18 protein-coding genes are annotated in these 21,430 nt (G+C 69.5%); 13 read left to right on the top strand and 5 right to left on the bottom strand.

All coding sequences use genetic code 11. The annotated features are described in order from the left end of the window. Positions 1 to 223 precede the first annotated feature (223 nt). Genes ACSSVZ_RS18710 through ACSSVZ_RS18700 form a run of 3 tightly spaced genes read left to right on the top strand, consistent with a single transcriptional unit; the run spans position 224 to position 3,271 of the window. Entirely contained in the window at positions 224 to 1,390 is a 1,167-nt protein-coding gene (locus ACSSVZ_RS18710) for a Re/Si-specific NAD(P)(+) transhydrogenase subunit alpha (RefSeq protein WP_453972247.1), read from the top strand. Then, positions 1,387 to 1,866 (top strand): NAD(P) transhydrogenase subunit alpha, encoded by a 480-nt coding sequence (locus tag ACSSVZ_RS18705; RefSeq protein ID WP_453972246.1) that lies wholly within the window; start codon positions 1,387 to 1,389, stop codon positions 1,864 to 1,866. Before ACSSVZ_RS18710 ends, ACSSVZ_RS18705 begins: the two co-directional genes overlap by 4 nt. 13 nt (positions 1,867 to 1,879) lie before the next feature. Next, a complete protein-coding gene (locus ACSSVZ_RS18700; protein ID WP_453972245.1) occupies positions 1,880 to 3,271 on the top strand; it encodes an NAD(P)(+) transhydrogenase (Re/Si-specific) subunit beta in 1,392 nt (463 codons plus the stop codon). Positions 3,272 to 3,344: 73 nt separating this feature from the next. On the opposite strand, the gene ACSSVZ_RS18695 is transcribed toward ACSSVZ_RS18700, so the two are convergent. Next, the gene (locus tag ACSSVZ_RS18695; protein WP_453972244.1) at positions 3,345 to 3,932 is read right to left on the bottom strand and encodes an NAD(P)H-dependent oxidoreductase; all 588 of its coding nucleotides are present in this window, start codon (positions 3,930 to 3,932) and stop codon (positions 3,345 to 3,347) included. A 251-nt stretch (positions 3,933 to 4,183) separates the two neighbouring features. Here ACSSVZ_RS18695 and ACSSVZ_RS18690 point away from each other — a divergent pair, with 251 nt between their 5' ends. The 5 genes from ACSSVZ_RS18690 (at position 4,184) to ACSSVZ_RS18670 (ending at position 9,724) form a co-directional block, all read left to right on the top strand. Continuing rightward, the gene (locus ACSSVZ_RS18690) at positions 4,184 to 4,645 is read left to right on the top strand and encodes a MarR family winged helix-turn-helix transcriptional regulator (protein WP_453972243.1); all 462 of its coding nucleotides are present in this window, start codon (positions 4,184 to 4,186) and stop codon (positions 4,643 to 4,645) included. 29 nt (positions 4,646 to 4,674) lie between these two features. Beyond that, positions 4,675 to 5,079, top strand: coding sequence for a DUF1398 domain-containing protein (locus ACSSVZ_RS18685; protein ID WP_453972242.1), 405 nt, complete (start codon positions 4,675 to 4,677; stop codon positions 5,077 to 5,079). A gap of 209 nt (positions 5,080 to 5,288) precedes the next feature. Beyond that, entirely contained in the window at positions 5,289 to 7,799 is a 2,511-nt protein-coding gene (locus ACSSVZ_RS18680; protein ID WP_453972241.1) for a GcvT family protein, read from the top strand. A 240-nt stretch (positions 7,800 to 8,039) separates the two neighbouring features. Then, the gene (locus ACSSVZ_RS18675) at positions 8,040 to 8,846 is read left to right on the top strand and encodes a DUF1194 domain-containing protein (protein ID WP_453972240.1); all 807 of its coding nucleotides are present in this window, start codon (positions 8,040 to 8,042) and stop codon (positions 8,844 to 8,846) included. A gap of 203 nt (positions 8,847 to 9,049) precedes the next feature. Beyond that, positions 9,050 to 9,724 carry an NADPH-dependent F420 reductase gene (locus ACSSVZ_RS18670; protein WP_453972239.1) on the top strand — a complete coding sequence of 225 codons (675 nt, stop codon included), beginning with the start codon at positions 9,050 to 9,052 and terminating at the stop codon, positions 9,722 to 9,724. A 70-nt stretch (positions 9,725 to 9,794) separates the two neighbouring features. On the opposite strand, the gene ACSSVZ_RS18665 is transcribed toward ACSSVZ_RS18670, so the two are convergent. The 3 genes from ACSSVZ_RS18665 to ACSSVZ_RS18655 form a co-directional block, all read right to left on the bottom strand. Continuing rightward, positions 9,795 to 10,286, bottom strand: a complete 492-nt coding sequence (locus ACSSVZ_RS18665; RefSeq protein WP_453972238.1) for a GFA family protein — start codon at positions 10,284 to 10,286, stop codon at positions 9,795 to 9,797. A gap of 45 nt (positions 10,287 to 10,331) precedes the next feature. Beyond that, positions 10,332 to 10,730 (bottom strand): hypothetical protein, encoded by a 399-nt coding sequence (locus ACSSVZ_RS18660; protein ID WP_453972237.1) that lies wholly within the window; start codon positions 10,728 to 10,730, stop codon positions 10,332 to 10,334. Positions 10,731 to 10,844: 114 nt separating this feature from the next. Next, positions 10,845 to 11,849 (bottom strand): GlxA family transcriptional regulator, encoded by a 1,005-nt coding sequence (locus ACSSVZ_RS18655; protein ID WP_453972236.1) that lies wholly within the window; start codon positions 11,847 to 11,849, stop codon positions 10,845 to 10,847. A gap of 264 nt (positions 11,850 to 12,113) precedes the next feature. Between ACSSVZ_RS18655 and ACSSVZ_RS18650 the strand changes: the two genes are divergently transcribed. Further along, the gene (locus ACSSVZ_RS18650; RefSeq protein ID WP_453972235.1) at positions 12,114 to 13,787 is read left to right on the top strand and encodes a formate--tetrahydrofolate ligase; all 1,674 of its coding nucleotides are present in this window, start codon (positions 12,114 to 12,116) and stop codon (positions 13,785 to 13,787) included. A gap of 27 nt (positions 13,788 to 13,814) precedes the next feature. Here the strand turns inward: ACSSVZ_RS18650 and ACSSVZ_RS18645 are convergent, their stop codons facing one another. Further along, complete coding sequence (locus ACSSVZ_RS18645; RefSeq protein WP_453972234.1) at positions 13,815 to 14,804, bottom strand: serine hydrolase domain-containing protein; 990 nt, start codon at positions 14,802 to 14,804, stop codon at positions 13,815 to 13,817. 306 nt (positions 14,805 to 15,110) lie between these two features. On the opposite strand from ACSSVZ_RS18645, the gene ACSSVZ_RS18640 reads away from it, so the two are divergent. The 4 genes from ACSSVZ_RS18640 to ACSSVZ_RS18625 all read left to right on the top strand — a co-directional run bounded on the left by ACSSVZ_RS18640 (position 15,111) and on the right by ACSSVZ_RS18625 (position 20,563). Beyond that, a complete protein-coding gene (locus ACSSVZ_RS18640; RefSeq protein ID WP_453972233.1) occupies positions 15,111 to 16,361 on the top strand; it encodes a sarcosine oxidase subunit beta family protein in 1,251 nt (416 codons plus the stop codon). Positions 16,362 to 16,438: 77 nt separating this feature from the next. Continuing rightward, positions 16,439 to 16,813, top strand: coding sequence for a sarcosine oxidase subunit delta (locus tag ACSSVZ_RS18635; RefSeq protein ID WP_453972232.1), 375 nt, complete (start codon positions 16,439 to 16,441; stop codon positions 16,811 to 16,813). Continuing rightward, entirely contained in the window at positions 16,810 to 19,926 is a 3,117-nt protein-coding gene (locus ACSSVZ_RS18630; protein WP_453972231.1) for a sarcosine oxidase subunit alpha family protein, read from the top strand. Before ACSSVZ_RS18635 ends, ACSSVZ_RS18630 begins: the two co-directional genes overlap by 4 nt. Further along, a complete protein-coding gene (locus tag ACSSVZ_RS18625) occupies positions 19,919 to 20,563 on the top strand; it encodes a sarcosine oxidase subunit gamma (RefSeq protein WP_453972230.1) in 645 nt (214 codons plus the stop codon). Before ACSSVZ_RS18630 ends, ACSSVZ_RS18625 begins: the two co-directional genes overlap by 8 nt. Positions 20,564 to 21,430 lie beyond the last annotated feature (867 nt).

The raw sequence follows: 21,430 nt of genomic DNA, 5'->3' as shown, positions 1-21,430 counted from the left end.
CATTTCCCATCGACCGGATGGTCGGGAAAGGATCCGGGGGCACCTTCCGGCACGGCGCAGGGGAGCGACGTGGCCGAAGGCCCGACGGTCTCCGCCGACCGGCCAGGCCCGGCCGGCCGGCATGAGGGTCTCGACACGCCACGACCGGCACCCCGGCGGCGGCGCCATCGGCGCGGCGCCCGGTGCGGCCGGTCACGTACCGACATGAATTGGGAGGACACGCATGCGCATAGGCGTCCCGCGCGAGGGGGATCAGGAACCGCGGGTTGCGGCGACACCTGACACGGTGAAACGGTTTGTCGGTCTCGGCGCCACGGTGGTGGTCGCCAGCGGCGCCGGCGAGCGCTCCCGCATTCCCGATGCCGCGTTCGCGGAAGCCGGCGCGGAGATCGTCGGTTCCAGCGCGGACGCGGTGCGCGATGCGGACCTGGTGCTCACCGTGCAGCGGCCCGCCGGCGAGCTGATCGAGCAGATCAAGCACGGCGCCACCGTGGTCTCGATCATGGACCCCTACGGCAACGAGGGCGCCCTGCAGCACATGGCCGACCGCGGCCTGACCGCCTTCGCCATGGAGCTGATGCCCCGCATCACCCGCGCCCAGTCGATGGACGTGCTGTCGAGCCAGGCGAACCTCGGCGGCTACCAGGCGGTGATCGACGCCGCGGCGACATTCGACCGCGCCATCCCGATGATGATGACCGCCGCCGGCACCGTTCCCGCCGCCCGCATCTTCGTCATGGGCGCCGGCGTCGCCGGCCTCCAGGCGATCGCCACCGCCCGCCGCCTCGGCGGCGTGGTGACGGCCACCGACGTGCGTCCGGCCGCCAAGGAGCAGGTCGCCTCGCTCGGCGCCAAGTTCGTCGCCGTCGAGGATGACGAGTTCCGCGCGGCCGAGACCGCCGGCGGCTACGCCAAGGAAATGTCGGAAGACTACCGGCGCAAGCAGGCCGAGCTCGTCGCCGAGCATATCGCCAAGCAGGACATCGTCATCACCACGGCGCTGATCCCCGGCCGCCCGGCGCCCCGGCTCATCACCCGCGCCATGATCGAGGCGATGAAGCCCGGCTCGGTGATCGTCGACATGGCGGTCGAGCGCGGCGGCAACGTCGAGGGCGCCGAGGCCGACCAGATCGCCCATGTCGGTCCGGCGCGCGTCATCGGCTACCGCAACCTGCCCGGCCGCATCGCCGCCTCCGCCTCGCTTCTCTACGCCAAGAACCTGTTGACCTTCGTCGACGGCGTGATGGTCGACAAGGAGACGAAGGCGTTCGCCATCAACTGGGACGACGAACTCGTGAAGGCGACGGCGCTGACCCGCGACGGAAGCATCGTGCATCCGAACTTCGCGCCGAAAGCCGCCGAAGCGCAGGAAGAAGGGGGCCAGGAATGAGCGATCCCGTAACGCAGAACCTCGTCGACCAGGCCCGCAACGCAGCCGAGGTCGCGCGTCAGGCGGCCGACGCCGCCGACGCCGCCGCGCGTGCCGCCGAAGCCCAGCTCTTCGCCGCGCCCGACAGCATGGCCGACGGCCTTGCCGCCATCGCCCACACCGCCTCCGGCGGCGTGATCGACCCGTTCGTCTTCCGCCTGTCGATCTTCGTGCTGGCGATCTTCGTCGGCTACTACGTGGTCTGGTCGGTGACCCCGGCGCTCCACACCCCGCTGATGTCGGTGACCAACGCGATCTCCAGCGTCATCGTCGTCGGCGCCCTGCTGGCGGTCGGCATCGACCTGTCCGCCTCCGACGGCGCGGTCTGGGCCCGCATCTTCGGCTTTCTCGCCCTCGTCATGGCCAGCGTGAACATCTTCGGCGGCTTCATGGTCACCAGTCGCATGCTTGCCATGTACAAGAAGAAGCAGAAGTGAGGGGAACGGACACATGAACGCAAATATTGCAGCCGTTCTCTACCTGATCTCCGGCATCCTGTTCATCCTGGCGCTGCGCGGCCTCTCCCATCCGGAGAGCTCGCGCCGCGGCAACCACTACGGCATGGTGGGCATGGGCATCGCCGTGCTGACCACGCTCGCCGTGGCGGCGCCGTCGGCCAGCGGCTGGTTCTGGATCATCCTCGCCATCGCCATCGGCGGCGGCATCGGCGCCGTGACCGCCAGGAAGATCGCCATGACGGCGATGCCGCAGCTGGTGGCCGCCTTCCATTCGCTGGTGGGTCTGGCGGCGGTGTTCGTCGCGGCCGGCGCGCTCTATGCGCCGGAGGCCTTCGGCATCGGCGTGCCCGGCGACATCCACGGGGCGAGCCTGGTGGAAATGTCGATCGGCGTGGCCATCGGCGCCATCACCTTCACCGGATCGGTGATCGCCTTCCTGAAGCTCGACGGCCGCATGTCGGGCAAGCCGATCATGCTGCCGGCCCGCCATCTGGTGAACGCCGGCCTCGCCGCCGCCATCGTGATCCTCATCATCATCTTCGTGACGACCGAGGCGCACTGGCTGTTCTGGGTGATCACCATCCTGGCGCTGGTGCTGGGCGGCCTGATCATCATCCCGATCGGTGGCGCCGACATGCCGGTGGTCGTGTCGATGCTCAACTCCTACTCGGGCTGGGCGGCGGCCGGCATCGGCTTCACGCTGGGCAACACGGCGCTGATCATCACCGGCGCCCTCGTCGGCTCGTCGGGCGCGATCCTGTCCTACATCATGTGCAAGGCGATGAACCGCTCGTTCATCTCCGTCATCCTGGGCGGCTTCGGCGGCGAGAGCGCCGGCCCGGCCGACGATCTCGGCGACCGCACGGTGAAGCAGGGTTCGGCCGAGGACGCCGCCTTCATCATGAAGAACGCCTCGAAGGTCATCATCGTGCCGGGCTACGGCATGGCGGTGGCCCAGGCCCAGCACGCGCTGCGCGAGATGACCGACACGCTCAAGGAAGAGGGCGTGGAGGTGAAGTTCGCCATCCACCCGGTCGCCGGCCGCATGCCCGGGCACATGAACGTGCTGCTCGCCGAGGCTCAGGTGCCCTACGATGACGTCTTCGAGCTGGAGGACATCAACTCGGAGTTCCAGCAGGCCGACGTCGCCTTCGTCATCGGCGCCAACGACGTGACCAACCCGGCCGCGCGCGACGATCCGTCCTCGCCGATCTACGGCATGCCGATCCTCGACGTCGACAAGGCCGGCACCTGCCTGTTCGTCAAGCGCTCGCTCGGCTCCGGCTACGCCGGCATCGACAACTCGCTGTTCTACAAGGACAACACGATGATGCTGTTCGGCGACGCCAAGAAGATGGTCGAGGAAATCGTCAAGGCGCTCTGACCGCGACCGGCGCGCTACACGAACCGATCGAAGGCCTCGGGAAGTCCGCTTCCCGGGGCCTTTTTTCTGGGGGTCAGGCCGCCCGCTCGCCGAGCCGGCGCATCCGGGCGATCCATTTTTGCCGCGTCGCGTCGCCGACGGCCTCGACGTTTCCGAACAGCGTTTCGCGGATGGGCTTGACGCCGACGACCGCGAGAATGCTGCGTTCCAGCGACTTAACGCCGTGGCCCAGGAACCAGATCCGGAAGACCGCGGCCGGCATGCCCATCGTCGCGACGATCCGGGCAGACTTGCCCTTGAGCCGCCCTCTCGGCCACCCGCCGCCGCCGCTCTGCTCGAACATGTCGCTTCGATGCAGGACCTGCTCGAAGAAGCCCTTGGTCAGCGCCGGCAGCGTGCCCAGCCAGAGCGGGAAGACCACGACGATGTGGTCCGCCGCCAGGATCGCGTCCTTGGCAGGCGCGAGCGACTGCGGAACCGGCTCGGAATCGAAGGCGGCCGAGCGGCGCAGGATCGGAAAATCCAGCTCGGCGACGTCGACCACCGTCACGACGTGCCCGGCCGCCCGCGCGCCCTCGACATAGCCGGCGGCAAGCGCCCGACAGAGATGGCCGGGGTCCGGATCCGGATGCCCCTGGATCACGACGATCGCCTTCGACATGCTGGACCCTCCCTCGCCGCCCGGGCTGCCCGGGGCTGCCCGCAGCGTCGCAGGACCGGCACACGCACGCATTGAGGGATGTCACGAGGGCGTCTTGCGTGTCGTCGAACCGGTGCCTTGCGTGCCGTCGAGCGGGGTCCCTCGGGCTATGCGACAACGCCCCCGGCATCCCACCCCCGCGGCGCGAGATAAATCCAGTTGACTAGGAAATCATCTTGGGTGTAGTTTCCTAGTCAATCAAAGGGGTTTCCATGTCGTCGATCCAGCCCGTCTCCGACCTCACCGCGCATCTCGGCTTCTGGATGCGCATGGTGTCCAACCACGTGTCCCATGCCTTCGCGGCGAAGCTCGCCGACAAGCAGGTGACGGTCGCCGAATGGAGCCTGATGCGCGCGCTCTACGGCAAGGAGCCCACGCCGCCCAGCCGGCTCGCGGACGATATGGGCATGACGAGGGGCGCGATCACCAAGCTCGCCGACAGGCTGATCGCGAAGTCGCTGATCATGCGCAAGGCCAGCGCGAACGACGGGCGCGCACAGACGCTCGCCCTGACGGATCGCGGCCGGGACCTCGTCCCGGATCTGGCCGCGCTCGCCGATCGCAACGATGCCGAGTTCTTCGAATGTCTCACGAGGGACGAACGGGAAACGCTGGCGCGTCTTCTGAAGAACCTGGCCGAACGAGGCCACATGACGGCAACCCCGATCGCATGAACGCGATCGAACCACGTTGTGGAGGGCATATGAACGACCAGCAGAAAGCCGCCGCCCGGACCTGTCTCGAAGGAGCCGAGGGCAACACCATGACCTTCCCGCAGATCGTCGGGACGCTGATGGAGGCCGGGTTCGAAAGCTACGGAATCGACTTCCGGCGGGCGACCGCAACCTACTATCTGGCTGACGGCGAAAGCATCGAACTGCCCGCCCACCGCGTCGATGCCGCCCTCGCGCCGACGTTCGATGTCGCGCGCCTGCAGGCGGCGATCCGGCAAGCGCAGCAGCTGGTGCCCGGATACACCTACAAGGGCTTCTGCGAGAAGGCCGTTTCGGCCGGGTGCGGCGGCTATATCGTGTCCTTCTCCGGTCGCCGCGCCCTCTATATCGGCCGGACCGCCGAAACCCACGTCGAGCACTTTCCCAATCCATAGTCGGCGATCGGCCGTCTCGGCCGTTGAGACCATCTGACCAACGCCTTTCGTCGGACTGATCGGTAGAAACGTCCTCCCGGTGTCGCCGCGCGGCATCTCCGCTGTCGCATCTGCGAAATCGGCCGGCCCCGCGGCGGCGCATACTCGACCCTGGACAGCCCCGGATCGCGACGATCCGCGGGGCTGTGCTCTCAGGGGAGATGGTCGAGATGAGAACCCATGCGCGCGCGGTCGTCATCGGGGGCGGTGTGGTCGGCGTCTCGACGCTCTACCATCTCGCCGCCAAGGGCTGGAACGATGTCGTCCTGATCGAGCGCAAGGAGCTGACCTCCGGCTCGACCTGGCACGCCGCCGGCCTGCTGCCGCTGTTCAACGTCTCCTACTCGGTCGGCCAGATCCACAAATACTCGGTCGCCTTCTACCAGCGCCTGCAGGAGGAGACCGGCCAGGACGTTGGCCTGCGCAAGGTCTCCAACATCCGCCTCGCCCGCACCCGCGACCGCTGGGACGAGTTCCAATATTACGCCGGCATCGCCGAGACCATCGGCGTCAACGTCAACATCCTCACGCCGCATCAGGTCAAGGAGATCTGGCCGCTGTGCGAGACCGACGGGCTGCTCGGCGCCATCCAGCATCCCGACGACGGCTACGTCCAGCCGGCCGACCTGACCCAGGCGCTGGCCAAGGGCGCCCGCGCGCGCGGCGCCGAGATCAACCGCTACACCACCGTGCTCGCCATCGAGCAGCTCGCCTCCGGCGAATGGCTGGTGAAGACCGACAAGGGCGACATCACCGCCGAGCACGTGATCTCGGCCACCGGCAACTTCGCCCGCAAGACCGGCGCCATGGTCGGCCTCGACATCCCCGTCATCCCCGTCGAGCACCAGTACATCGTCACCGAGGCCCACCCCGCCATCAAGGCGCGCAAGGCCCAGGGCCTGCCGGAGATGGGCGTGCTGCGCGAGGCGGACTCGTCCTGGTACATGCGCGAGGAGGCCGGCGGGCTGCTGCTCGGCCCCTACGAGGTCGGCGCGCCCTGCTGCTACGTCGACGCGCCGTCGGACGGCTCCGAATACGAGCTCTTCCAGGAGGACCTCGACCGGCTGATGCCCTACATCGAGACTGCCATCGCGCGCGTCCCGGCGTTCGGCGAGGTCGGCATCAAGAAGGTCTACAACGGCGCCATCGCCTACACTCCGGACGGCTCGCCGATCGTCGGCCCGGCCTGGGACCTGAAGAACTTCTGGTTGAACGAAGGCCACTCCTTCGGCGTCACCGCCGCCGGCGGCGCCGGCTGGCAGCTCGCCGAATGGATCGTCGAGGGCGAACCGTCCATCGACATGATGGGCGTCGATCCCCGCCGCTTCGGACCCTACGCGACGCGCGGCTATCTCCGGGCGAAGAACGAGGAGACCTACGCCAACGTCTTCACCGTCCACTACCCGGACGAGGAACGCCCCGGCGGCCGGCCGCTGAAGCGCGCCCCCTGCTACGACCGCATGAAGGCGCTCGGCGCCGTGTTCGGCTCGGTCTACGGCTGGGAGCGGCCGAACTGGTTCGCGCCGGAAGGCTTCGGCATCGACGAGAGCGCCCTCGACAAGCCCGACGTGCTCCTCAACCACAACCACCCGCCCGTCGGCGCCGACGGCAAGGTGAAGGAACTCTGGTCGTTCCGCCGCTCCAACTATTTCGACCAGGTCGGCCGCGAGGCGCGCCATGTCCACGAGCAGGCCGGCCTGCTCGACCTGTCCGCCTTCGCCAAGTTCGAGGTCTGGGGGCCCGGCGCCGAGGCCTGGCTCGATCACCTCGTCGCCAACCGCATCCCCAAGAAGATCGGCCGCATCGGCCTCGCCCACCTGCTGACGAAATCCGGCGGCGTGCGCTCGGAGTTCACCATCTACCGCGAGGGGCCGCAGCGCTTCTATCTGGTCTCGGCCGGCGCCTATGAGCGGCACGACTTCGACACGCTCGCGAAGCTGCTGCCCACCGACGGCTCGGTGATGCTGCAGAAGGTCACCACCCAGTACGGCGTGCTGGTGCTGGCCGGGCCCCAGTCGCGCGCCATCCTGGAACAGCTGACCGACGCCGACCTCTCCACCGCCGCCTTTCCGTGGCTGACCGGCCAGACCATCAACGTCGGCCACGCCACCGCCAAGGCGCTCCGGGTCAACTTCGTCGGCGAGCTCGGCTGGGAACTGCACCACCCGATCGAGATGCAGAACACCATCTTCGATCTCCTGATGGAGGCCGGCGCCCCGCACGGGCTGAAGCCGTTCGGCATCCGCGCCATGGACGCGCTCCGCATCGAGAAGTCCTACCGGCTCATCCCCCGGGAGCTCTCCATCGAATACGCCGCGCTGGAATCCGGCCTCGACCGCTTCGTCCACCTCAACAAGGCGAGCTTCATCGGCCGCGAGGCGCTGGTGGAGAAGCAGCAGGCCGGCTTCGACTGGGCGTTCGCCACCCTCGACGTCCACGACGTCTCCGAGGCCGATGCGCGCGGCAACGAACCGCTGTACGTGAACGGCCGGCTGATCGGCCGCGCCACCTCCGGCGGCTTCGGCTGGCGGACCGACAAGAGCCTGGCGCTCGGCATGGTCCGGCCAGACTTCGCCGAGATCGGCACGGAGCTGGAGATTTCCATCCTCGGCAAGCGCCACATGGCGACCGTCGTGCCGGAATCGCCGTTCGACGCCGACAACCTCCGCCTCAGGGCCTGATCGCGGGTGTGCCAGCCTCACCCGAAGCGCCTCGTCGATCAGGCAGCGCCGCCTGATCGACAAGAAGTGATCCGGCGGTCCGTCCGGTCGCGCCAGCCTTTCCCGGCCTGCCCAGCATTGCGCCCTTCGATGCCCATGCTTTGATCTCGCCACCGCGGGTTGCCCGCCCTACCTTTCCAAAAGGAGCGCTCTCTTCGGGCGGCCCGGCGGCACAGGGGGATGGCGGAAGGAACTAGCGCGATGCGGTGGTTGGTGCTGGCGATCTCGACGTGTTTGGCCCTTGTCCCCCTGCAGGCGGGTGCGGCGCAGGTCGACGACGTGGTCGACATCGAGCTGGTGCTTGCCGTCGACGTGTCGTGGTCCATGGACCACGACGAGCAGCTCCTGCAGCGTCAGGGCTATGCGGGCGCCTTCCTGCATCCCGACGTGATCGCCGCCATCGAGAGCGGCGACTGGGGCCGCATCGCGGTCACCTATGTCGAATGGGCCGGCTCCGGCCTGCAGATGGTGCAGGTGCCGTGGACCGTCGTGGACGGCCCCGACACGGCGCAGGCGTTCGCCGCGAAGCTCGCCGCCGCGCCGATGGCCAGGCTGCGGCGCACCTCGATCTCGAGCGCGCTCGCCTTTTCCGGCACGCTGTTCGACGGCAACGGTTTCGAGGGCTTCCGCCGCGTCATCGACATCTCCGGCGACGGCCCCAACAACATGGGCGGCCCGGTCACCGACGAGCGCGACAAGCTCATCGAGGCGGGCGTCACCGTGAACGGGCTGCCGATCATGATCCGGCGCTCGTCCTACGACCCGTTCTTCCAGATCAACAACCTCGACGTCTACTACGAGGACTGCGTGATCGGCGGCTACGGCTCGTTCATGGTGGTGGTCAAGGACGCCGACGAGTTCGCCGGCGCCATCCGGCGCAAGCTGATCATGGAGATCGCGGCCGCCCGCCCCCGCGTCGTCCCCGCCCAGCTGCAGTCCGCCGCCCCGCGCATCGACTGCCTGATCGGCGAGAAGCTCTGGCAGCGCTGGCGGGGTGGCGCTGAGTAAGGCCGGGCGCCCCGCGCGCGCCGCTCACGCACCAACGCGCCGGCCATCCAACCGGTGAGAACGGGCAGAAAGCCGCCCTGCCGGTGAGGCGGCCGGCCATTCGAAACCGCCCGTTTCCAGTCGGCATCACAAGAGCTGCATAGAATCTCGGACGACGGGGAATTAGGGTCCGCCGAGATGCGTTTCACCCGAAAGGACCCCCCATGGACATCGGCATTCTCGGCGCCGGCGAGATCGGCGGCACGCTGGCCGGGCTGTTCGCCCGCGCCGGACACCGCGTGATGGTGAGCTCGCGCCATCCCGAATCGCTGGCTGAGGCGGCCGCGGCCGGCGGCTACCGCACCGGCACGGTGGACGAGGCCTGCCGGTTCGGCGAGCTGGTCATCGCCGCCCTGCCCTTCAACGCGCTGGACGTGATCCCGCCGGCCCCGCTCGCCGGCAAGGTCGTCCTCGACACGATGAACTATTACCCGGCCCGCGACGGCGCCATCCGCGAGATGGACGCCCACGAGACCACCACCAGCCAGATCGTCGCGGCCCGTCTTCCGGGCGCCCGGATCGTCAAGGCGTTCAACGCCATCCTGTCCTACGACCTGCCGCTGGACGGCCGGTCGCCGATCACCTCGGGCCGCCGCGCCCTGCCGATCGCCGGCGAGGACGCCGACGCCAAGGCGATCGCCGCCGACCTGCACGACCAGATCGGGTTCGACGTGGTCGACGCCGGCGGGCTGGCCGAAAGCTGGCGCTTCGAGCGCGCCAAGCCGGCCTACTGCATTCCCTTCAACGCCGAGGAGCTGCGCGCGGCGCTCGCCGCCGCCGACCGCGACAGCGAACTGCCGCACGGCTCGTGGCGCCGCCAGCCCCGCGTCGGACCGTAAGCGCGCGGCGCGGGCGCGACGGCACCTGCGGCTCACCCCGGGCCGGGACGGGCCCCGTTTGCGGCCCGGCCTAAGCCGGATCCGCGGCGCCGCCCGCCCCGATCGACTGCAGGTGCGCGGCGAACGCCTCCATCAGCCCCGGCAGCTCGTCCATCGTCGGGAACGTCGCGAAGCTGTGCCGGGCCGGCGTGCGCGCCCAGGAGAGCTTCTCCGACGTCATCGTCTCCATGAACGGGTCGCACCACGCCGGATCGCCGATCATCGCCGGGCGCACGTTGACGAACTCCGGCGCCGCGTCGATCCGCGTGAACATCCACGACTTGCAGTCGGGGCAGCAGAAGTGGGCAAGCCCGTTGCCCTGCACGCCGCCCGGAACGGGTTCTCCGGCGCGGACCCGGAACGACGCGCTCGGCACCATCGCGGTCAGCGAGAACGCGCTGGCGCTCATGCGCTGGCAGCCGCGGCAGTGGCAGGCCGCCGTGATCAGCGGCGGCGCGCTCACCTCGAACTCGGTCCGCCCGCAGCGGCAGCTGCCGACCAGCGGCTCGAATGGCTTGCTCACGCGTCGCCCCCCGTTCCAGCGTCCGGCCCTGCGGAGGGCTCCCGCTCAGTACGGCGCGCAGATGATCCGGTCGCCGCCGGTCTTGTAGCAGGACGGCGTCGGCTTCGGCGGCGCCGTGTACGCCGCGCAGTCGACGGGGCGCAGGGTGTAGTGCGCGGCCTCGACCACCTCGCGGGTCTCCACGTAGACCGCCGGCTGGGTGACCAGCGTCCACTTCTCCACCGTGCCGACCGTGGTGACCACCCACTGCTGCTTCTGCGGCCGCACCAGCTGGCCCTCGGTGTTCACGTGCACCTTCGCCGGCACGAACGCCTTCACGTAGCACTTCTGGGCGGCGGGACTGCTGTCCTCGACATAGAACTCCTTGGCCTGGGCCAGGGACGAAACCAGCCCGGTCGCGGCGATCGCCGCCGCCATTGCCGCAAGACGCCATCCACGTGTCATGACACACCTCCGCCATCTCGATCCCGTCGAGACCCCAAACGTTAACGCCATCTTAACGGGATCGGAGAAGCCAAGGCGAGTCCCATGCGGCTGCCGACATCGCCGGCCGCGCGCCTATTCTGCGGCGACCAGCTGCGCCGCGTCGCGCTCCATCCGCGCCGCCAGCGGCGACATGCCGTACATCTCGCGGAAGCACTTGGAGAAGTGGGAGGCGGAGACGAACCCGCAGGCGATCGCCACGTCGACGATGGCCATGTTGGACTGCAGCAGCAGGTGGCGGGCCCGGTCGAGGCGGATCTCCAGATAGTAGCGCGCCGGCGACATGCCGAGGCCGGTGCGGAACAGCCGTTCGATCTGCCGCCTGGACAGGCCGACATAGCCGGCGATGTCGACGAGCGACAGCGGCTCGTCGATGTTCGCCTCCATCAGCTCGATGATGAACAGCAGCTTGGTGTTGTGGACACCCAGGCGCGCCCGAAGCGGCAGCCGCTGGCGGTCGTGAGGGTTGCGCACCCGGTCGGCGAGGCACTGCTCGCAGATCCGGTTGACGACGTTCTCGCCGTGGTCGGCGTGGATGATGGAGAACATCATGTCGAGCGCCGCAGTGCCGCCGGCGCAGGTGTAGATGTTGTCGGACACCTCGAACAGGTCGGCGAAGACGTTGGCCTCCGGAAAACGCTCGGAGAAGGCCGGCAGGTTCTCCCAGTGGATCGCGCAGCGCTTGCCGTCGAGCAGGCCGGCATCGGCCAGCACCCAGGCCGCCGTGCACAGCCCGCCGATGGTGATGCCGGCGGTGTGCAGCTGGCGCAGCCACGGCCGAACCTGCCGCGTGTCCAGCGCCTCCACGCCGATGCCCGAGCAGACCAGCACCATGTCGGGCCGGTCGGAGCCGGTGAACCGGCGCTCCTCGGCGAGCGAGGTCTGCACCGCCATGGTGCAGCCGTTGCTGGCCGTCTCCGTGCCGCCATGCTCGGAGGCGAGCCGCCACTTGTAGAACGGCCGGCCGAGATGGCGGTTGGCCAGCCGCAAGGGTTCGATCGCCGTTGCGAAGGCGATCATGGAGAAGTTCGGCAGAAGCAGAAAAACGATCGTCTGTGACTGACGCGACTGATTGGTCATCTACGCCGCCGCTCCGCATTCGACGTCGCCCCCGAAAGCGGACCCCGAAGCACTGCACTCGAAGCGGCAAGACTAATTGTCCGGCGAAGTTCCCGCAATGTCAGAATGCAGGCCCCGCCTGCCTTTCCGCCGGGCATTTGCGGCGCATTTTGGCCGTCTTTTTCCGCACTTCGGGCCACCCGGGCCATGGCGGGGGTTGTGGTCGTCGATCAGCTCTGACTAGAAAAGGGGCCCCCTCCTGCCTCCGACCGTTTTCCGGGACCGATGACACCCAAATCCGACATCGAGATCGCCAGGGCCGCCACGCTGAAGCCGATCGCCGAGATCGCTTCCAGGCTGGACGTCCCCTACGAAAGCCTCGTCCCCTTCGGTCACGACAAGGCCAAGGTGTCGCTGGACTACATCGCGTCGCTCGCCGACCGGCCGGACGGCAACCTCGTGCTGGTCACCGCCATCAGCCCGACGCCCGCCGGCGAGGGCAAGACGACGACCACCGTCGGCCTCGGCGACGGCCTCAACCGAATCGGCAAGCGCACCGCCATCTGCCTGCGCGAACCTTCGCTCGGGCCCTGCTTCGGCATGAAGGGGGGTGCGGCCGGCGGCGGCTATGCCCAGGTGCTGCCGATGGAGGACATCAACCTCCACTTCACCGGCGACCTGCACGCCATCACCACCGCCCACAACCTGCTCTCCGCCATGGTGGACAACCACCTCTACTGGGGCAATGCGCTCGGCATCGACCCGCGCCGGGTCGTCTGGAAGCGGGCGATGGACATGAACGACCGGGCGCTGCGCCAGATCGTCATCGGCCTCGGCGCCAACAACGGCTTCACCCGGGAATCCGGCTTCGACATCACCGTCGCCTCGGAGATCATGGCGATCTTCTGCCTGTCGGAAAGCCTCGCCGACCTGGAACGCCGGCTCGGCGACATCGTCGTCGCCTATTCCGTCGACGGCGGCCCGGTCACCGCCCGCGACCTCAAGGCCGACGGCGCCATGACGGTGCTGCTGCGCCAGGCCTTCGCGCCGAACCTCGTGCAGACGGTGGAGAACAACCCGGCCTTCGTCCACGGAGGCCCGTTCGCCAACATCGCCCACGGCTGCAACTCCCTGGTCGCCACCAGGACCGCCCTGAAGCTCGCCGACTACGTGGTCACCGAGGCCGGCTTCGGGGCCGATCTCGGTGCGGAAAAATTCTTCGACATCAAGTGCCGCAAGGGCGGGCTGAAGCCGGCCGCCGCCGTCGTCGTCGCCACCATCCGGGCGCTGAAGATGCACGGCGGCGTCGACAAGACGGAGCTCGCGAAGGAGAACGTCGAGGCGGTCACCCGGGGGGCCGCCAACCTCGCCCGCCACGTGGAGAACGTCCAGGGCTATGGCGTGCCCGTCGTCGTCGCCGTCAACCGCTTCCTGACCGACACCGAGGCCGAGATCGCCGCGGTGAAGGCCTACTGCGCGACCATGGGCGCCACCGCCGTGCTGTGCGAGCACTGGGCGAAGGGCTCCGAGGGCACCGAGGAGCTGGCCCACGCCGTCGTCGCGGCGGTGGAAGGCGGCACCGCCGACTTCGCGCCGATCTATCCCGACGAGATGCCGCTGTGGGAGAAGATCCGCGCCGTCTCCCGGCGCATCTACCGCGCCGACGATGCGGTCGCCGACAGCCGCGTCCTCGCCCAGCTCGCCGCCTGGGAGGCGGCCGGCTACGGCAACCTGCCGGTCTGCATGGCGAAGACCCAGTATTCCTTCTCCACCGATCCGGCCGCCCGCGGCGCCCCGACCGGCTTCGTCATTCCGGTGCGCGAGGTCCGACTGTCGGCCGGCGCCGGCTTCGTGGTGGCGCTGACCGGCGAGATCATGACCATGCCCGGCCTCCCCCGCCATCCGGCCGCCGAAAAGATCGGCCTCTCGCAAGAAGGCTGGATCGAGGGGCTGTTCTAGAGCGCCGTCCGATGCGGGCGCGGCGTTCTACTTCGCGCGCGCCTGCACCGCCGGCACCACGAACCCCTCGATGATCTTGACCGGGATTTTCCAGGCGTCGGGCTGGTTGTAGTTGCCGGCCAGCACGGCGACGATGAGGTCATGGCCCGCCTGGACGGTAAGCCGCTGGCCGCCGTTGCCGAAGCCCGCGGCCCAGGCCGGCGGATCCCCCCACGACGCCAGCCACCAGAAATAGCCGTAGCGCAGGCCTTCCGATGTCTTGGCATGGGGGGCGAAGGACGCCTCGAGCCACGCTTTCGGCACCACCTGCTTGCCATCAACCTGACCGCCCGCCAGCACGAGCTCTCCGATCTTGACGAGGTCGCGGAGCGACAGACGCAGTCCGGAGGCGGCGGAGGGGACCCCGTCTGCCCCGGCGATCCACTCGAATTCCGTGATCCCGAGCGGACGGAACAGATGGCTTCCGGCGTAGGTGTCGATCGGTTCGCCGACGCCATCGGCAATCAGCTTGCCGATGATCGCGGTGGCCCCCCCGTTGTAGGTCCAGGTCTCGCCGGGCGCAGCGACCATCGGCCGATCGAGCACGAACCGGTACCGGTCGGCGGCCATCTCCATGGCGACTTCGCTGTTTTCGGAGCTGGTATAGGGCACGTCTTCGTTCCACGCCGTCCCCATGGTCATCGACAGCGCGTCTGCGACGGTGATCTTCGCGCGCTCCGGATCGGCGGCGAGATCGGGATATTGGGGAAACTGCGCCATCAGCGGCGCGTCGACGGGCGGCACTTTGCCTTCGGCCAGCGCAATCCCGTAGAGCAGGCCGACGATGGATTTCGTCACCGACCGCAGGTCGTGGAGGTCGCCGGGGCCAAGCAGCCGATTGCCCAACGGCTCGCCCCAGCGCTCGTCGGATCCGTCGAAGTAGGCCTCCGCGAGCGTCTCGCCGCGATGCTTCACATAGACGGCGTGCAGGCCGGCCAGCTCGCCAGCCGCGAAGGCGCGGTTCAACGGGTCATTCAACGGCGGAGCCTCCTGTGCCCGAAGCGGGCATGCCGCAGCGAACACGGCGGCCATTGCCAAGCTCAAACAAACGGCATTCTTTGAGATCATCAAGCCCCCCGTCGGTCGATCCAGGCTGGTGAAAACCATGTGTCGGCTAAGATGATCTCAAATGCATGTCGGACACGACCCATTGCGACATCGTGCGGCGCTGATGGGACGGCGACGACACCCGGTCTCGCGCGATACTGTGGGCCGAACCATGGACGACCGGCCGATCCGCCAGGCAGGCGGGGCGCCGGCCATTCCGCGAAGGGCGGCCTCGTGATGAAGCGCTACTCTCTCCTCCGTCTCGTCCGCGAGGGCCTTGCCGGCCACACCGGCTGGGATCCCGCCTGGCGCAAGGCGAGCCTCAAGGACGCTTACGACGCCGTCATCATCGGCGGCGGCGGCCACGGGCTGGCCACCGCCTACTATCTCGCCAAGGTGCACGGCATGACCGACATCGCGGTCATCGAGAAGGGCTGGATCGGCGGCGGCAATTCAGGCCGCAACACCACCATCATCCGCTCCAACTACCTGAACGACGAATCCGCCGCGATCTACGACCACGCGCTGAGCCTGTGGAAGACGCTCGGCCGCGAGCTCAACTTCAACATCATGATGAGCCACCGCGGCGTGCTCAACCTCGCCCACGACGAGCACGAGGCGCGGCAGATCAAGCGCCGGGTCGAGGCGAACCGGCTGAACGGCGTCGACGCCGAATGGCTGGAGGCGAAGGACGTCGCCGAATTCTGCCCGGTGGTCAACATGTCGCCCACCGCCCGCTATCCGGTCATCGGCGCCAGCCTGCAGCGCTCCGGCGGCGTCAACCGCCACGACGCCGTGGTGTGGGGCTTCGCACGCGCCGCCAGCGCGCTGGGCGTCGACATCGTCGAGCAGACCGAGGTCCTGGACATCCGCGTCGAGGCCGGCGCCGTCACCGCGGTGGAGACCTCGCGCGGTACCGTGCGCACGCCGAAGGTCGCCTCGGTCGTCGCCGGCCATTCCTCCGTGATCGCCGGCATGGTGGGCGTGCGGCTGCCGATCCAGAGCCACCCGCTGCAGGCGCTGGTCTCCGAGCCGATCAAGCCCGTCCTCGACTGCGTGGTGATGTCCAACGCCGTGCACGCCTACTGCAGCCAGTCCGACAAGGGCGAGCTGGTCATCGGCGCCGGCATCGACCACCACAACTCCTACACCCAGCGCGGCCAGATCGGCCTGATCGAGCACCAGATCGCGGCGATCAAGGAGGTCTTCCCGATCTTCTCGCGGCTGCGCATGCTGCGCCAGTGGGGCGGCATCGTCGACGTCAGCCCGGACGCCAGCCCGATCGTCACGGCAACGCCGGTGAAGGGATTCTTCCTCAACGGCGGCTGGGGCACCGGCGGCTGGAAGGCGACGCCCGGCTCCGGCCACGCCTTCGCCGACCTCGTCGCCAACGGCGCGCCCAACCGCATCGCCGCGCCCTTCTCCCTCGACCGTTTCGTGACCGGCAAGCTCGTCGCCGAGCACGGCGCGGCCGCCGTCGCGCATTAGAGCGGGGTCAGGAAAAGTGGCTACCGGTTTTCCGCCCGCACCCCGCTCCAGAAAAACCTGATCCAAGGGGCAAAGCCATGTTCCTCATCCCCTGCCCCTATTGCGGCACCCGCGACCAGTCCGAGTACGCCTATGGCGGCCAGGCCCACGTGGCGCGGCCGAAGGATCCGGCCTCCCTCACCGACGCCGAGTGGGCCGAGTTCGTGTTCTTCCGCGACAACCCGAAGGGCCTGTTCGCCGAGCGCTGGAACCACGCGTCGGGCTGCCGGCGCTGGTTCAACGTGCTGCGCTCCACCGCCTCCGACCGGATCTATGCGGCGTACGCGATCGGCACGCCGCCGCCGGCCATCGAGGGCGACCGGCCGGCGACGCCGTCGGGCGAGGTCGTCGGCTCAGGCAACGATGCGGTCAAGCTGGTGTCGGCGCCCGGGCAGCAAGGAGCACGGCCATGACCCTGTCGGAAAGCGCCCCCGAGGGCGGATCGTTCGCCTTCCGCGCCGACGGCAGTGCCGGGGCGGCCTCCGACCGCACCGCCCTGCGCGCCGCCTCCCGCCAGCCGCTCCGGCGCGCCGCGGGCGGCCGCATCGACCGCTCGAAGCCGATCCACTTCACCTTCGACGGCAAGCCGGTGACCGGTTACGCCGGCGACACCGTCGCCTCGGCGCTGATCGCCAACGGCATCCATTTCGTCGCCCGCGGCTTCAAGTACCACCGCCCGCGCGGCATCCTCACCGCCGGCTCCGACGATCCGGCCGGCCTCGTCCAGATCGGCGGCGACGCCGCGTCGACCGATCCCAACACCCGCGCCACCGAGCAGGAGATCTACCCGGGCCTGGAGGTGACGAGCCAGAACGCCTGGCCGTCGCTCGCCTTCGACGTCGGCGTCCTCAACGACGTCTTTCACCGCTTCCTGCCGTCGGGGTTCTACTACAAGACCTTCATGGGCCCGCCGGGGTCGTGGATGGGCTTTGAGAAGATCATCCGCGCCGCCGCCGGCCTCGGCCGCGCCCCGAAGGCGCCCGATCCCGACCGCTACGACCACGTCAACCACCACTGCGAGGTGCTCGTCGTTGGCGGCGGCCCGGCCGGCCTGTCGGCGGCGCTCGCCGCCGCGCGCACCGGCGCCCGTGTGGTGCTGTGCGAGGAGACCGCCGAGCTCGGCGGCTGGCTCTTGTCGGCCGACCCCGCCACCCGCATCGACGGCCTCGCGCCCGCCGCGTGGATCGCCGCCGCCGAAGCGGAACTGCGCACCCACGACGAGGTCCGCGTCCTCACCCGAACCTGCGCCTACGGCTACTACGCCGAGAACCAGGTGAACCTCTGGGAAAAGCTCGCCGACCACCAGCTTCCCGCCGACCGGGATCCGGCCCTGCCGCGCCAGCGCAACTGGCGCATCCGCGCGGCCGAGGTCGTCCTCGCCACCGGCGCGCTGGAGCGGCCGCTGCTGTTTCCCGGCAACGACCGGCCCGGCATCGTCACCGCCTCGGCGGCCCTCACCTTCGCCGAGCGCTACGGGGTCCTCGTCGGCCGCCGCATCGCCGTCGCCACCAACAACGACACCGGCTATGACGCCGCCTGCCGCCTGAAGGCCGCCGGCGCCGAGGTGGTCGCGGTGATCGACCAGCGCCCCGCCACCGGCGTCGGCGCGGCCGAACGCGCCTCCGCGGCTGGCATCCCGGTCCACCGGGGCACCGCCATCGTCGCCACCGCCGGCCGCACGCGCATCGCGCGGGTCACCGTGCGCACGCTCGGCCCGGACGGATCCCCCACCGACCGCCCCGTCACCATCGCCTGCGACGCCCTCGCCGTCGCCGGCGGCTTCTCGCCCAACGTCGCGCTGTTCTCCCAGTCGCGCGGCCAGCTCCGCTACGACGAGGCCCTCGGCGCCTTCGTGCCGGGCCGCTCCGTCCAGCGCGAGCGCTCGGCCGGTGCCTGCGCCGGCACGCTCGACCTCGCAACCTGCCTCGCCGAGGGCGCCACGGCCGGCGCGGAGGCCGCCTCCGCCGCCGGCTTCGGCACCGATCCCGGTCCCGCCCCGGCCGTCGAGGACGACGCGCTCGCCCCCGGCAGCCTCGATGCCCGCGCCGTTCTCCCCACGGCCAAGACCGGCCGCACCTTCATCGACCTCCAGAACGACGTCACCGTGAAGGACCTGCGGCTCGCCGTGCAGGAGGGCTATTCCTCCGTCGAGCACGCCAAGCGCTACACCACCACCGGCATGGGCACCGACCAGGGCAAGACGGTGAACCTCAACGCCTTCGCCGTGCTCGCCGACAGGCAGTCGCTGAAGCTGCCGGCGGTCGGCACCACCACCTTCCGCCAGCCCTACAAGCCGGTCACCTTCGGCGTCCTGGCCGGCGCCCACGCCGGCGGCCACTTCCGCCCCCGCCGCACCACGCCCATGCACGACTGGGAGGTCGCCAACGGCGCGATCTTCGAGACCTCCGGCGACTGGCTGCGCGCCTGGACCTACCCCCGCCCGGGCGAAACCCCGGAGGCCGCTGTCCAGCGCGAGACGCTTGCGGCGCGCCAGGCCATCGGCGTCCTCGACGCCTCGACGCTCGGCAAGATCGACATCCAGGGCGCCGACGCCCGCACCTTCCTCAACCGCGTCTACACCAACGCCTGGTCGAAGCTCGCCCCCGGCCGCTGCCGCTACGGGCTGATGCTCAACGAGGACGGCATGGTGATGGACGACGGCGTCACCACCTGCATCGCCGACGACCACTTCCACATGACGACGACGACCGGCGGCGCCGCCAGCGTCATGTCGTGGCTGGAGGACTACCTGCAGACCGAATGGACCGACCTCGACGTGCGGCTGACCTCGGTCACCGAGCAGTGGGCGGTCGCCTCGCTTTCCGGCCCGAAGACGCCGGAGCTGATGGCCGCCCTCCTCGACGATCTCGATCCGGACCCGGACACCTTCCCGTTCATGTCGTGGATGCCGGCCCACATTGACGGCGTGCCGGTGCGCGTCTTCCGCATCTCCTTCACCGGCGGCGTCTCCTACGAGATCAACGTGGCGGCCAGCTATGGCGCGTGGCTCTGGGAGAAGATCATGGCGGCCGGCGCCCCCTTCGGGATCACCCCCTACGGCACCGAGGCCATGCACCTTTTGCGCGCCGAAGCCGGTTTCATCATCGTCGGCCAGGACACCGACGGCACGGCTACGCCGGTCGACCTGCGCATGGACAAGATGATCTCCCAGGCGAAGGGCGACTTCATCGGCAAGCGCTCGCTCGCCCGCTCCGACACCGACCGCCCCGGCCGCCGCCAGCTGATCGGCCTGCTGACACAGGACCCGCAGACGGTGCTGACCGAGGGCGCCCACGTCATCGAAACGCCGAACGAGCCCGCCCCGCCGGTGCCGATGCTCGGCCACGTCACCTCCAGCTACTTCTCGCCGACCCTCGGCCGCTCGATCGCCATGGCGCTCATCAAGGACGGCGGCAGCCGCATGGGCGACACCGTGTACGTCACCCGGCTCGGCGGCGGCGCGCCGATCGGCGCCACGGTCACCGAGATCGACTTCCTCTCCCTGAAGGAGACCGGCCATGCTTGACCCGCGCCGCCGCTCGCCGCTCGCCCACCGGATGCCGATCCGCGCCGACAGCGGCGCCGTCAGCCTCGCCGAATGGCCGTTCCTCGCCAAGCTGATCCTGCGCTGCCAGGCCGGCCGCGATGCCGGCGCCGTGGAAGGCGCGACCGGGGTGGCGCTCCCCACCGAGGCCTGCAGCAGCGCCACCGCCGGCGAGCGCTCTCTGCTCTGGCTCGGGCCGGACGAGTGGATGCTGATCGCCCCCGACGGCGAGGCGGTCGCGCTGGAAGCAGCCCTCACCGACGGGCTCACCGGCCCGCACACCCAGGCGGTCGACGTCTCGGACTACTACACCGTCATCACCCTGACGGGGCCGCGCGGCCGCGACGTGCTCGCCAGGCTCGTCACCATCGACCTCCACCCCCGGCACTTCGCGAAGGGTCGCGTCGTCGGCACGCTGGCCGCATCGGCGAACATCCTCATCTGGCTGCGCGACGAGAGTGCGGCGGCCGGGCCGGTGTTCGACCTGATCGTCCGCTGGTCGATGGCGGACTATCTCTGGTGCCTGCTGGCCGAATCCGGCCGCGAGTTCGGCTGCCCGCCGCAACAGCCCCGCGCCGGCGAGCGCCTGCGCGGCGCCCTGGAAAGCAGCGCTGCCTGAGGTGTTGATTTGGTCCGCTCACGCCGAATGCGCTCGCGCGCATCGGCTCCGCGAGGGCGCCCTGACCGGGCGGCGCGCCGTCGCGTGCTGGTGGGCGTGATGCGGCGAGGCCTGCCCGGGGCTCTCCCCATCCTCGGACGTGTATTGCTCCTCGCCCGTCCACCCCATCCTCCGCTCATCCCCGCGAAGGCGGGGATCCAGGGCAGCAGACCGCAGCCGGATTTTCGTCACCTCACGCCGAGTGCGCTACGCGCACCGGCACCGCGAGGGCGCCCTGACCGGGCGGCGCGCCGTCGCGCGCTGGTGGTGGGATCCAGACAGGCCTCTGACGTGCTCGCGGGAGTACCGCCAAACTCCGCTCATCCCCGCGAAAGCGGGGATCCAGGGCCTCAGGCCGCAGCCGGATTTTGGTCCGCTCACGCCGAATGCGCTCGCGCGCATCGGCTCCGCGAGGGCGCCCTGATCGGGCGGCGCGCCGTCGCGCGCTGGTGGCGCAATGCGGATAGAGCCAGTTTGCTCCCTGCGTGCCTTTTACTCCGCTCATCCCCGCGAAAGCGGGGATCCATAGGGCCGGCCAGATGGCTCAGGAGGTATGAGAGGTTTCTCGGGAGCAGCCCAATCTCCGCCGGTCCAAGACCTGCCGAAATCCCCCAAAGCCCCACCCCAACCTCCGCTCATTCCAGCGAAGGCTGGAATCCAGAAACGGCGGAAGCTCCAGATCAATAAGCCGGCTGGCGCGCGCAGCCCCGCCCCGCGCATCAACCCGCCTCCAGCCTGCTGCAACTCAGCAACTGGATTCCAGCCTTCGCTGGAATGAGCGGAGAAAACTCGGACCTCGGAGCAGGCAGCCAAAGCAGTCGGACCCCG

Source organism: Amorphus sp. MBR-141 (assembly GCF_053628695.1).
This window is presented reverse-complemented; position numbering and strand designations above follow the sequence as displayed.